Here is a 15,158-nt window from a genome sequence, read left to right as displayed (position 1 = left end):
AAGATGGCGGTATGCGTGTTGATGAAGCGACAGAGAAGATCATGGAGGCAAGAGGCATGGTAGCGATGCCGACTGCAAGTGGCATTCAGGCACTGTATCAAGGGGTGGCTACTGGCTCTGTGCAAATGTTGGTTGTCGAAGGCAATTTGCCAACACTCAAGGAACACTTGCTAGGTAATCCTGTCGTGTCGCAGCTCGATTCGACACCGATGCAGGATGCGAAGCTATCGGTCGATACAGGCGTGTTAAAAGATAAAACGCTCTATCAGCTAAAAGTGATGTTCGGTCAAGAGACGAGGCTTGGGGCAGGTAAAATCGCTGTCGACGAACCGTTCGAAACATACGGAATCGATTCGATTATGGTGATCCAGCTGAATAAAAAGCTAGGTGATGTCTTTAGCGAATTGTCCAAGACCATCCTGTATGAATATCAGACTCTTAACACCCTTGCAGATTATCTCGTCGCTGATCATCATCAGGAATGCATGAAGTGGACGGGGCTTGATCGTCAGGGTGCGGTCAATCATGGAAATTCAACAGCACGGGCGCATAACGAACGTGATACAGCCAACCATGAACCGACTGGCAGTGTAGCCGTGCAATCAAGAAATCAGATAGCGCGGGAGCCGATTGCTATTATCGGCATGAGCGGACGTTATCCAAAAGCGCGATCGTTGAACGAGTATTGGGAGAATCTGAAATCCGGAAAGGATTGCATTACGGAAATTCCAGAGGAACGTTGGTCATTGGATGGCTTTTTCGAACCTGACCCAGACAAAGCTGTGGCAGAAGGAAAAAGCTACGGAAAATGGGGCGGATTTGTAGACGGATTCGCTGACTTTGACCCTCTCTTTTTCAATATGTCCCCGTGGGAAGCGATGCATTTCGATCCGCAGGAACGGTTGTTTATGGAGTCGTGCTGGGAAGTGCTGGAGGACGCAGGTTATACGAGACAACTGCTTGCAGAAAAGTACAATCGTCGAGTCGGAGTGTTTGGAGGGATCACAAAAACAGGGTACAGCTTGTACGGACCTGATTTATGGAAGCAGGGTGAATTGATTTACCCGCACACATCGTTTAGCTCACTGACGAATCGTGTTTCCTATTTCCTCAACCTCCAAGGTCCGAGTATGCCGATTGATACGATGTGCTCCGCTTCGCTCACAGCGATTCATGAAGCGTGCGAGCATCTGTATAACGGGGATTGTGAGCTAGCGATTGCTGGCGGAGTCAACCTGTATCTGCATCCTTCCAGCTATGTCTTTTTGTCAGCGCTGCATATGCTTTCCGTAGATGGACAATGCAAAAGCTTTGGGCAAGGCGGAAACGGTTTTGTACCGGGAGAAGGCGTAGGTACAGTACTGCTCAAACCACTGTCAAAAGCAATGGCAGATGGCGACCATATCTATGGATTGATTCGTGGAACCAGTGTGAATCACGGTGGAAAAACCAATGGCTATACCGTACCGAATCCAACTGCTCAAGGAGAGCTGATTCGCCAGGCGTTGGATAAGGCAGGCGTTCATGCCAAAACCGTAAGCTATATAGAAGCGCACGGAACAGGCACGGAGCTAGGTGATCCAATTGAAATTACGGGTCTCATTCAGGCCTTCCGCAAGGATACGCAGGATACGGGATATTGTGCGATTGGTTCCGTTAAATCCAATATTGGTCACTTGGAAGCGGCGGCTGGAATAGCAGGAGTGGCAAAAATTTTGCTGCAAATGAAGCATCAACAGCTGGTCCCAAGCTTGCATGCGCAAGAGTTGAATCCGAATATTCCTTTTTCGAAAACGCCTTTTGTCGTTCAGCAGGACTTGGCTGAATGGAAACGACCGATCATGGAAGTGGATGGAGAAAGGAGAGAATTCCCGAGAATTGCCGGGATTTCTTCTTTTGGTGCAGGAGGGTCCAATGCACACGTCGTGATTGAGGAATATATTTCTCAGGTCAAGGAACGGCCTTCGATTACGATCAGTCCGCAAAATCCGGCGATCATCGTCCTGTCGGCAAAGAATAAGGAGCGTCTCGTCGAACAGGCTCAAAGACTGTTAGCGTCGATTGAGGAGCAATCCTTTACAGATGTGGATCTGGCTGATATTGCGTATACGCTCCAAGTAGGACGTGAGGTAATGGAAGAACGCCTGGCCCTGATGACGAGCTCGCTTACAGAATTGGTAGAGAAGTTGCGTAGCTTTCTTGCAGGTGATAACAGTATTACGGACCTCTATCGCGGTCAGGTAAAACGAGGCAAAGAAACAGCAGACATCTTCGCAGGCGATGAGGAATTGCAAGAAGCGATTGAAAAATGGATGCAACGCAAAAAATTCTCGAAGCTTCTCGATTTCTGGGTGAAGGGTTTGCATTTTGATTGGAATAAACTTTATGACGATGAAAAGCCTCGTCGGATTAGCTTGCCAGCGTATCCTTTTGCCAGAGAGCATTACTGGCTGCCAGAACCAAAGAAACAACCGTCAACTATCACTCAAGGTACGCTTGGTCTAACTGCTTCCTTACATCCTTTGCTGCATCAAAATACCTCGGATCTCAGTGAGCAAAGATTCAGCTCTACGTTTGATGGTCAGGAATTCTTTTTATCGGATCATGTTGTAAAAGGTAAGAAGATCCTGCCTGGGGTTGCTTATCTTGAGATGGCTCGAGCTGCTGCGGATCTAGCAGCGGGAGTGCTGGAAGAAGAGCAATTCACGATAGAGCTTAAAAATGTAGGTTGGGCGCAACCAATTGTGGTGGAAGACAAGCCTGTTCAGGTGCACATCGGCATTTATCCTGAGGATAACGGAGACCTTCGTTATGAAATATACAGCGAACCGCAGAGAGAACAGGCTGAATCGGTAATACACAGCCAAGGAAGTATGGTGTTTGCAGCAATCACTGCTGCACCCACGCATAATCTCGATGGGATCAAAGCCCAATGCAGCTATCGCACGCTTCATGCAAGTGAGTGTTATGAAGCCTTTCAAACAATGGGACTTGTCTATGGACCAGCCCATCAAGGAATTGAGCAAGTGTACGTGGGAGAAGGACAAGTATTGGCCAAGTTAGCAATGCCTTCCAAGGTTGCCGAGACGCAAGGAGAATACGTTTTGCATCCGAGCATGCTGGATTCGGCCTTACAATCCTCTATCGGATTATTACTTGGCACAGGCGATACAGCGATTCTGAAGCCAATCCTGCCTTTTGCACTGGAGAAGCTGAGCATTTTTAGCCAGACTACCTCCCGGATGTGGGTATGGATTCGACAGGCTGACGGCAGTAGGACGGGAGACAAGGTTCAGAAAGTAGATATTGATTTGTGTGACGACCAAGGAACGGTTTGCGTGCGTATGCAGGGCTTCTCGGCACGAGTACTGGAAGGCGAAGTAGAGACGCTGGATTCCAATGGGAAACTCGGAACCCTGCTGGTTCATCCTGAGTGGAAGGAACAAGCAGTTGTGAGCAACGCCGAAGCCCCTGACTATACACAGCGAGTCGTGATTATGGTTGAACCGGATCGCGTTTCTTGGAACAATCTCCAAACCTACTTGAATGGAGTCCGTTGCATTCCTTTGCGATCCTCACAAAAAGGCATTGCCGAGCGTTTTATTGATTATACGACGCAGGTATTTGAGGAAATTCAAGAGATTTTCAAGCAAAAAGTACGCGGCAAGGTATTGGTTCAGCTTGTCATTCCTTTGCGAGCAGAACAGCCGTTTTTCACTGCGTTCTCTGGGTTGCTGAAAACGGCAAAATTGGAGAATCCCAACTTGATTGGACAGGTAATGGAGGTAGAATCGGGCGACAGCGAATTCGAGATTGCTGAAAAAATAAAGGAGAATGTACGCCGTCCATTGGATGTTCAGATTCGATATCAATCTGGAAAGAGATATGTATCAGAGTGGGTAGAACTGGATGCTTCACAAGAGGCGAGTATTCCGTGGAAAGACGGTGGGGTTTATCTCATCACTGGCGGGGCAGGCGGACTGGGGTATCTTTTTGCCAACGAAATTGTACAAAAGGTTCAACATGCGAACCTGATTCTGACAGGACGTTCCCCATTGGATGAAGAGAAGCAAGGGAAACTCCAGACATGGAGAAGATCGGGAGCAAGAGTTGAATACCGTCAAGTTGATGTGACGCAGAAACAGGAAATGGCAGAATTGATCCGCACGATTCTACAGGACTATGGGCGACTTCATGGGATTATTCATAGTGCTGGCGTGCTTCGTGACAGCTATATCCTCAAGAAAAACAGGGAGGAAGTCCAAGCGGTTCTGGGTCCGAAGGTTACGGGTCTCATCAATCTGGATGAAGCCAGCAAAGAGGTAGAACTGGATTTCCTGGTGTTGTTTTCCTCGGTGGCAGGCAGCTTGGGAAATATCGGACAAGCTGACTATGCTTGCGCCAACGCCTTTATGGACAGATTCGCGCACTATCGCAATGGATTGGTTGCATTACAGCAACGTCACGGACAGACATTGTCCATGAATTGGCCATTGTGGAAAGAGGGCGGAATGCAGGCAGACGTAGAGGCTGGTGACATGTTGAAGCAAAGTATGGGAGTAGTTGCTATGCAGACTTCGACGGGTATTGCAGCGATGTACCAAGGCTTAGCCTCCGGAAAAGCTCAGGTCATGGTGATGGAAGGTGATCTGGCTAAGCTCAAGCAAACACTGCTTTTGCAAACACCAGTCAGCAGTTCTCAATCGAAGCATGTTCCTGTCCGGTCGGAAGCTTCGGTCACGGTGGATACCAGCAGTCTGTTGCAAAAAGTGGAACTTGCTTTGATGCACATCGTGTCGGAGCTGCTTCAGGTTCACCCCATAGATATCGATGTCAAAGTGGAGCTGTCTGAACTCGGATTTAATCAGGTACTACTGACTGAATTCGCCAACAAGCTTAATCAGCACTATCACATTGCGCTGATTCCGGCTGTATTCGTAGAGAGTCCGACGCTACAGCAGCTTGCATCCTATTTACTTGAAGAATTTGAAGAGATGCTGATCAAACAGATGCAGCCAGTGGTATCGATCACACCAACGAAGGTAGAGCCAAATGAAAAACAAACGATCACCACTGTGGACCCAAATGTCCTTCAAGAGAAAGCAACTCATTTTGTTAAAAAGGAATTTGCCGAGGTTCTGCAACTGCCTGTGAATCGAATCGAAGAAGATGTCGCGATGGAGACATACGGAATTGATTCGATTCTATCCATGAAATTAACCAACCAATTAGAGAAAAGCTTTGGCTCGCTGCCGAAAACGTTATTTTTTGAATATCAAACGATTCAAGAATTGATTGGATATTTCTTGGACACCTATCGAGACAAATTCATGGAAATCTTTGGTCTCACGGAACAGCAGGAAACCGTTGTTATCCAAGAAACAGCATCCGTGACAAAAGAAGAAAACACATCGAAAAGGCAAAGGAACAGCCATCGCAGAAGAAGTCGAAAAGGCTCGCGGTTCATTACGACACAGAAGGAAACCCAACCAGCCAAAGGAGCTTTGGACATTGCGATCATTGGGGTTTCTGGACGTTATCCGAAAGCACGGAATACACAAGAGTTCTGGAACAATCTGCGCGATGGCAAGGATTGCATTACGGAGATCCCCAAAGAGCGCTGGAACCACAGCCTGTATTTTGATGAGGATAAGAACAAACGAGGGAAAACCTACAGCAAATGGGGCGGATTCATAGACGGTGTTGACCAATTCGATCCGCTTTTCTTCAACATCTCGCCTCTGGAAGCAGAAATCATGGACCCGCAGGAACGTTTATTCCTGGAGTGTGTGTATGAAACCTTAGAGGATGCAGGTTATACTCGCGAATCTCTTGGCTCGTCTCAAGGCTTCGGACTTGGCGGTAATGTCGGTGTTTATGTAGGCATCATGTATGAAGAGTATCAACTGTATGGTGCACAAGAAACCATGATGGGCAGACCGATGGCCCTTGGCGGAAGCTTCTCATCGGTAGCGAACCGGGTTTCTTATTTCTTTCATTTCCATGGTCCTAGCGTTGCTGTAGACACCATGTGTTCCTCGTCTCTAACCGGCATCCATTTTGCTTGCCAAAGCTTGCTGCGAGGTGAATGCGAGGTTGCGATTGCGGGTGGTGTCAATGTTTCGATTCATCCAAATAAATATTTGATGCTCGGACAGGGGAAATTTGCTTCCAGTAAGGGACGATGCGAAAGCTTTGGGCTTGGCGGTGACGGCTATGTACCTGGTGAGGGTGTCGGAGCGGTACTGCTTAAACCCCTGGCGAAAGCAATCGCCGATGGAGATCAAATTTACGGTGTGATTAAAGGAAGTGCCATTAACCATGGCGGCAAAACAAATGGTTATACCGTACCTAATCCGAATGCACAAGCGAGTGTAATTGGACGTGCCTTGAAGGAGGCAGGAATTGATCCACGGACGATTAGTTATTTGGAAGCTCACGGCACAGGTACTTCTTTAGGGGATCCAATTGAGATCGCAGGATTGACAAAAGCCTTTCAAGCGTACACGACAGACAAGCAATTCTGCTCAATCGGATCAGCGAAGTCCAATATCGGGCATTGTGAGAGTGCAGCGGGAATTGCCGGGATAACGAAAATCCTGTTGCAGCTCAAACATCGACAACTAGCACCATCCTTGCATGCGGAGGTGCTAAATCCGAATATTGATTTCAGCACGACTCCGTTTGTCGTACAGCATGAGCTGGCAGAATGGAAACGTCCTGTTATTGACGGTCAGGAAATTCCAAGGCGCTCGGGGGTGAGCAGCTTTGGTGCGGGTGGCTCGAATGCTCATATCGTCATCGAAGAATTCATTCCAGAATATGAGCAACGTCCAGCTATCCAAGTAAGTCACACGAATCCAGCGATCATTCTCCTGTCAGCGAAGAATGAAAGCCAGCTCCACGAACAGGCACAGCGTTTGTTAGCTGCGATCAAGGATCAGTCCATTTCTGACCTGGATGTAGCAGCTATTGCCTACACGCTTCAAATTGGACGAGAAGCCATGGAAGAGCGCCTGGCTGTGATGGCCAGCTCCATTCAAGAGCTTCAGGAAAAGCTGACGCAATTTGTAGATGGACAGGAAGGCGTCGCAGACGTATTCCGTGGACAGGTGAAAGGCAACAAAAAGACGATTGCGGTGTTCGAAGCGGATGAAGATTTGAAACAGGCAATCGATGCTTGGATAAGCAAAAGAAAATACGCCAAGCTGCTTGATCTGTGGGTAAGTGGAGGCGTGGTTGAATGGCACAAGCTCTACGGTGAGAAGAAACCTCGTCGCATTAGCATGCCTACGTATCCGTTTGCAAGAGAACGTTATTGGATTCCTCAGATGGATACGCAATTTGTGAGCGAAGTTGCAGCAGCATCAGAAGGGACACTCTTCCTTCACCCATTGCTCCAGAAAAACACGTCTGAATTGTTGGAACAACGGTATAGTTCTACGTTCCGTGGACAGGAATTTTTCTTGGCGGATCATGTTGTGAATGGACAGCAGCTCTTACCGGGTGTTGCTTATCTCGAAATGGCACGCGAGGCAATTGATCAATCAGCGGGAGCCTTGAGGGCGGGACAGAATGGCCTGACGCTCAAAAATATGGTGTGGGCCAAGCCGATTGCTGTCGATGATCAGCCTGTCGATGTTCACATTGGTCTTCAACTGGAAGACAGTGGAGAGATTGGCTATCGAATCTACAGTGAGCATACAGGAAATGAAGCAGAAGAGATTGTGCACAGTCAGGGAAATGCCGTATTCCATGCGGTTGCCGAGACGCCAACGCTTGATCTCGCTACGTTACAAGCCGCGTGCAGCCTTGGCATCTTAAGTGGCAGCCAATCCTATGGCGGTTATAAAGCAATGGGAATCCATTATGGTCCGGCGCTGCAAGGAATTGAGCAAGTGTATAAGGGCACGGAGCAGGTGTTGGCAAAGCTGTCTTTGCCTTTCGCTGTTTTGGGGACAGAAGAACAGTTTGTGCTGCATCCAAGTATGATGGATTCTGCTTTGCAGGCGGCGATTGGTTTATTTATGGAGGCAGATGACAGGAGCTTCTCTCACCAGCCTGATTCGTTAAAGCCACTCTTACCATTTGCGCTGGATGAGCTGGAAATCTTCAGTCCATGCACGCCGAAGATGTGGGTGTATATTCGCTACAGTGATGGCAGCAGCGCTTCTGATCCTGTGCAGAAGCTGGATATTGATTTATGTGACGAGCAAGGAAATGTTTGCGTCAGAATGAAGCGATTTTCATCTCGTAAGCTGGACGGCAAAGTGGAAGACTTCGAAACCACAGGGGCACAAGAGATGCTGATGGTTCATCCTTGCTGGAAGGAACAGGCAGGTGTTCAGGAAACGGAGACTCCTACCTATGCACAGCATATCGTGATGATGGCGGAAGGCTTTGAATCGTCGCTCGCAAGTATAGTAGCACAGATGGACGAAGTGCGCTTGATACCTTTGCAATCCCAACAGGATGGCATTGCGGACAAGTTCGAGACCTATGCTTCCCAAGTATTTTTGGAAATCCAAAGCATCTTTCAACAAAAGATACTTGGCAAAGTGTTATTACAGGTTGTCGTTCCCTACGAAGCGGAGCAATCGTACGTAAGCGGACTTTCTGGCTTGCTGAAAACAGCTCAGCAGGAGAATCCAAATGTAGTCGGTCAATTCATGGAAATAAACCCAGGTGAACATGCGGCAGTAATCGTAAACAAGCTGCAAGAGAATGCCTGCCATCCTATGGACGACCGAATTCGCTATCAAGCGGGTAACCGCTATGTACTGGGCTGGTGCGAAACCAAGCTATTGCATGATGAAGTCACTATTCCATGGAGAGATCAAGGAACCTATCTGATTACGGGTGGTGCAGGCGGTTTAGGGTTGATTTTCGCAAGGGAAATCGCAAATCAAGCGAAACAGGCAACCTTAATTCTCACAGGACGTTCTCCTCTTCTCGAAGATAAACAAGCGATGCTCCATGATTTGCAAAGGTCAGGGGCAAGCGTTATCTATCGTCAAGTTGATGTGACGGACAAGCAGGAAGTCGTCCAGCTCATCCAAAGTATTCAACAGGAATTCGGAGGTCTTCACGGCATTATCCATAGCGCGGGTGTCGTTCGAGATAACTTCATCCTCAAGAAAACGACAGAAGAATGGAACCAAGTGGTAGCCCCAAAAGTTGCCGGCCTTACGAATTTGGATGAGGCAAGTAAAGAGCAGCCTCTCGATTTCTTCGTCCTCTTTTCTTCGATAGCAGGAAGTATAGGAAATGTTGGTCAGGCAGATTATGCTTGCGCGAATGCCTTTATGGATGGCTATGCGAAATATCGGAATGAACGGGTGCAGGCAAAGCAACGTCAAGGTCAAACAGTCTCCATCAACTGGCCGCTCTGGAAAGAGGGCGGGATGCAAGTAGACGAAGCAGTTGAGGAGATGGTGAAACAAAGGGTTGGAATGATCGCTTTGCAGACCGCGACGGGTATTCGTGCATTTTATGAAGCCGTAGCTTCTCGAAAAGATCAGGTGATGGTAATGGAAGGAGACCTGCAACGCCTCCACGCAGCAGTGGTGGGAAGACCGAAGACAACAGAACAAGACGTCAAAGCTTCTACCGTCATCGAACCAACAAGTCATCATTTGCCAAAGGAAAAAGCGATTTATTATTTCAAAAAGCTGGTCTCTTCCGTCATCAAGCTGCCAATAGATAGAATCGAAGCAGACGCCTTGTTGGAAAAGTACGGAATTGACTCGATTATGGTCATGCAATTAACCAATGAACTAGAAAAAACGTTTGGTTCGCTGTCGAAAACATTATTTTTCGAATATCAAACCATCGAAGAAATTGCGAAATACTTCCTAGCATCGCATCGAGAGCAAATGATGAGCATCTTTGGTATGGAAGAGAAAGAAGCACCAACGGTATCCCCTGTTAAAAAATCGAGCGTTGCACCAGCGATGGTTGCGGCAACGGCAAAACCGATCATTAACAACCGCAGGAGCAGAGGCAACGCATTGATAGAGACGACGAGAGCAACCAAACAAGCAAACGACGCCTTAGACATTGCCATAATTGGGGTCTCCGGTCGTTATCCGAAAGCTGGAAATATGAATGAGTTCTGGCGTAACCTGCGTGATGGCAACGATTGTGTCACAGAAATTCCTGAAGAGCGTTGGGATCACAGCCTGTTTTTTGATGCAGATAAGAAAAAGCAAGGAAAAACCTACAGCAAGTGGGGTGGCTTCCTGGACGGTGTAGATCAATTTGACCCGTTATTTTTCAATATCACACCAAGAGAGGCTGAGATCATGGACCCGCAAGAGCGCTTGTTCTTGGAATGCGTCTATGAAACGTTAGAGGATGCCGGGTATACTCGTGAATCTCTCGGCTCAACACCTGGCATGGGTCTAGGCGGTAATGTCGGGGTTTATGTCGGAGTCATGTACGAAGAATACCAGCTCTACGGAGCCCAGGAAACGATGCTCGGCAGACCGATGGCACTGGCAGGAAGTCCAGCCTCCATTGCGAATCGGGTTTCTTATTTCTGCAACTTCCATGGACCTAGCATGGCGGTAGATACGATGTGTTCCTCTTCCCTGACAACCATTCATTTGGCTTGCCAAAGTCTACAGCAAGGGGAATGTGAGGCTGCTATTGCAGGTGGAGTCAATGTTTCCATTCACCCGAATAAATACTTGATGCTTGGACAGGGAAAATTTGCATCGAGCAAGGGACGATGCGAAAGCTTTGGTATCGGCGGTGACGGGTATGTACCTGGCGAGGGTGTGGGAGCAGTCCTGCTCAAACCTCTGGCGAAAGCGATTGCCGATGGAGATCAAATTTATGGTGTGATAAAAGGAACAGCGGTTAACCATGGAGGAAAAACGAATGGATACAATGTACCTAGCCCGAATGCCCAAGCTCGGGTTATTGGACGTGCTTTCCAAAAAGCCGGAATCGATCCTCGGACGATCAGCTATCTGGAAGCACATGGTACGGGAACCTCTTTAGGCGATCCCATTGAAATTACGGGCTTAACGAAGGCTTTCGAAACGTATACAAATGACAAACAGTTTTGTGCTATTGGATCAGCGAAGTCCAACATCGGGCATTGCGAGAGTGTAGCGGGCATTGCTGGGGTGACAAAGGTCTTGTTGCAGCTCAAGCATGGACAATTAGCACCATCCCTGCATGCCGAAGTACTCAATCCGAATATAGATTTCAGCTTGACGCCGTTTGTTGTTCAGCAAGAGCTGGCGGAGTGGAAACGCCCTGTCATTGACGGACGGGAAGTTCCACGACGTGCTGGTGTGAGCAGTTTTGGTGCGGGAGGATCGAATGCTCATGTGGTGATAGAAGAATATCTTCCCAAAATGCAAGAACAGCCTACTGTACGGACAAGTCCGCAAAATCCTGCTTTGATTCTCTTATCGGCCAAAAATGAAGAACAGCTTCATCAACGGGTACAACGACTGCTCGGAGCCATTGCGGAACAGGGATTGTCTGATGCGAATTTAGCTGAAATGGCATATACCCTTCAAGTGGGACGAGAAGCGATGGAAGAACGTTTGGCTGTGATCGCGGGCTCGATGATGGAACTTGAAGAGAAATTAAAGCAATTCATAGGAAGACAGAAGGACATTGAAGACCTGTACCACGGACAGGTAAAACGTCATAAAGAGACCTTGGCAATCTTTGCAGCAGATGATGATATGCCGCAAATGATTGATTCCTGGATGAACAAAGGCAAATACGGAAAATTGCTGGACGTTTGGGTGAAAGGGCTGAACTTGGACTGGAGCAGCTTGTATGGTGAGAGAAAGCCTCGCCGGATTAGTCTTCCAACCTATCCCTTTAGCAGAGAAGCTTATTGGGTGCCTGGTGGATATACGTCATTTACAGGTGCAACATCCCTATCCACATATGAGCAACATCCCGTTGACTCTGACATGCGCATCGTGAAAAAGCAATGGAAGGCTTGCCCAGTGATGCCAACCAAGGTAGCTCATCGGACGATAGGTATTTTCACAACGGATGAAACGAAGCATTTGGCGATTCAACTGTCCAACCATTTCGCTAAGAGTGAAATCATGGAGCTGAACGAGCTCGAATCACGATTCCATCAGGATGAGATGGAGTGGAAAAACTATGATGGCATCGTAGATTTGATCGGTTGTGGACATCAGCAGCAGACTTATACGCTGGCTTGGATTCCATGGCTGCAACAACTCATTGAGAATGGTCATAAGGAAGGCTTGAAGTTATTGGGTGTGACAAAAGGCTTGGAGTCTTTCCAGAATGACTCGGTCAATTTGGCAGGTGCCTCACGTGTTGGTTTGTACCGCATGCTGCAAAGTGAATATAAGCATCTGCAATCACGCCATGTGGATTTAGATCCATTGGCTGATGGAGAAGAACTGGCGCAGCAGATTGTAGCAGAGTTTCTCATCGATGATCAGGAAACAGAGGTTTGCTATCGATCAGGTGAGCGTTATAGCGCTTATTTGCAGGAAGAGATGGTAGCAGAAAGTCAGGAGTCAGCGCTTGTTTTCCCTGAGAACCATGTTTTATTGATCACAGGAGGTACACGAGGGCTTGGATATTTATGTGCCAAGCATTTTGTAGAGCGCTATGGTGTCAAAAAACTGGTGCTCACAGGGCGAGAAAGTCTGCCGCCACGCGAGCAATGGGGAGCCTATCAGCAGCAAAGCAATTCTGTAGCAAAGAAAATTCAGGCGATACAAGCTTTGGAAGCGCAAGGCGTGCAGGTTCGAGTCTTATCTGTATCTTTAACCGATGAAGAGGCTTGGCAACAGCATTTGCAGGATTTGAAACAGACGATGGGTCCGATTGGCGGGGTGATTCATTGCGCTGGTTTTAGCGATGACCAAAATCCTGCGTTTATTCGGAAATCGACGGATGGAATTCAGCAGGTATTACAACCGAAAGTGGCTGGGCTGCATACGATTTTCCATAACTGCAAGGACGAGCCTCTACAGTTCTTCGTTCTCTTTTCATCTGTTTCGACAATCATTCCATCCCTGGCTGCGGGCCAGAGTGATTATGCGTTAGCCAATGCCTATATGGATTATTTTGCAGAGGCACATACGGATTCCTGCCCGATCATGAGCATTCAGTGGCCAAGTTGGAAGGAAACAGGAATCGGTGCCGTTGCGACCAAAGCCTATCAACAAACAGGTCTGGTACACATCACTGACGAGCAAGGACTGCGATTGTTGGATCATATTCTATTGAAAAAGATGGGTCCCGTTGTTTTCCCGGCAGTCATTAACCAAGAGCTGTGGGAACCTCATCAGTTGATGCGACACAAAAAGCAAGAAGCTTCTGCTGCGAGCCTGTCTTCTCGTCGTCCAACAGCAGGCAAGCCGACGCAAAGCGTAGTGGATCTTGTGAAGACAGCACAAACAAGACTGATTGAGCTATTTGCGAAGGAACTGAAAATAGATCCTGCCAGATTGGAGATAGATAAAGAGTTTCCAGACTATGGGATCGATTCAGTGTTACTGGCTCAAGTCATGAATGAGATCAGTAAATGGTTAGGCAAGGACTTGGACCCGACGATTTTATATGAATATCCCACTATAGAAACGCTTGCAGAATGGCTGTCTAGCAATCACGGCGCTTCCATCACTGACGATCAGACGCTGACTTCTCCTGAATGGAACGACGATCCGAAGAGTCAGCCCGTCCAGAGTGAGACTGTGAAAAGCCAGAGGGTGGGTAGTCAGGCTACTCCATATAGGGAGGCAAATCCATCTGACATTGCAGTAGTGGGGCTTTCGTGCCGTTTTCCGGGTGCTCGTAATGTGGAAGAATATTGGAATTTGTTAGCGGAGGGCCGTTCAGCCATTGGTGTTGTACCCAAGGAACGCTGGGGCTATGAAAATTCCTATCATGCAGGACTTCTGGACAACATTACTGCTTTTGATCCTTCTTTCTTCTTGATAGCAAAAGAAGATGCGAAGGCCATGGACCCGCAAGCCTTATTGGTATTGGAGGAAAGTCTTCATCTCTGGCATCAGGCTGGATACACACCGAAGGACATCAAGGGAAAATCGGTAGGCGTCTACATCGGGGCAAGAAGTAATCATCGCCCAAGTGAAGATCGTCTGCATCAAACACAGAACCCAATTATGACCGTGGGACAAAACTATTTGGCTACAAATATTTCCCAGTACTTCGATCTTAGAGGTCCGAGTATGGTCATCGATACCGCATGCTCTTCGGCGCTGGTCGGGATGAATATGGCGATTCATTCCCTTCGGAGTGGAGAGATTGAGGCTGCTATCGTAGGTGGGGTTAACGTGTTAAGCGGTGATGAAGCGCATCGGATGTTCCACCAAAGAGGGATTTTAAGCGAAGAGCCAGCCTTCCATATTTTTGACAAACGTGCGGGCGGACTCGTATTGGGAGAAGGCGTAGGAATGGTTTTATTGAAGACCGTGGAGCAAGCACTTGCAGATGGTGATGAAATACATGCCGTCATCAAGGGAGTAGCGGTCAACAATGATGGACGAACGGCAGGTCCTGCCACCCCGAATATGCAAGCCCAAAAAGAGGTTATGCAGTTGGCACTGACTAAAGCTGGTGTGAATCCGGAACAAATCAGCTATATAGAAGCGAATGGCTCGGGTTCAGAGGTGACAGATTTACTTGAACTCAAAGCGATTCAGTCTGTGTATCGCTCGTCTCATACGACCGCTTGCGGATTAGGATCGATCAAGCCAAACATCGGTCATCCATTATGTGCAGAAGGGATTGCCAGTTTGATAAAAGTCGTGCTGATGCTCAAAAACCAACAATTGGTTCCGTTCCTGTCGGGGCAAGAGCCGATGACCCATTTCCATATGGAGTCAACGCCTTTTTATTTTCAGCGACAGCTTTCTGAATGGAACGATTCGCCCAGAATAGCAGCGATGAATTGTTTTGCGGATGGGGGGACCAACGCAAACGTCGTCTTACAATCCTGGGAGGAGGCAGTCTCACGTCCGAACAAACGACAGTCGATTGCACCTCCGACGTTAAACCGATTTGACGTCTACCGTGAAGAGGCAGGTCGTTCAACAAAAACACTGACATATCAGAGCCAGAAAACAAACCATACGACCAGTATCTGGAAGCGACAAATAGTGGAGGGATAA

Annotated in this window: 1 protein-coding gene (running past one end of the window); it reads left to right on the top strand. The window is 47.9% G+C overall.

Going from position 1 to position 15,158, the window contains the following annotated elements; all coding sequences use genetic code 11:
* On the top strand, positions 1-15,158 hold the 3' portion of the coding sequence (locus HP398_RS07330; RefSeq protein ID WP_173622266.1) for a non-ribosomal peptide synthetase. The gene continues 6,367 nt to the left of window position 1, outside the view; only the last 15,158 of its 21,525 coding nucleotides appear in the window; its start codon lies off the left edge, out of view; the stop codon is at positions 15,156-15,158.

It is taken from the genome of Brevibacillus sp. HB1.4B, assembly GCF_013284285.1.
GTDB lineage: Bacteria > Bacillota > Bacilli > Brevibacillales > Brevibacillaceae > Brevibacillus > Brevibacillus porteri.
The sequence above is the reverse complement of the archived record's forward strand: the minus strand, read 5'-3'. Positions and strand labels throughout refer to the sequence as shown.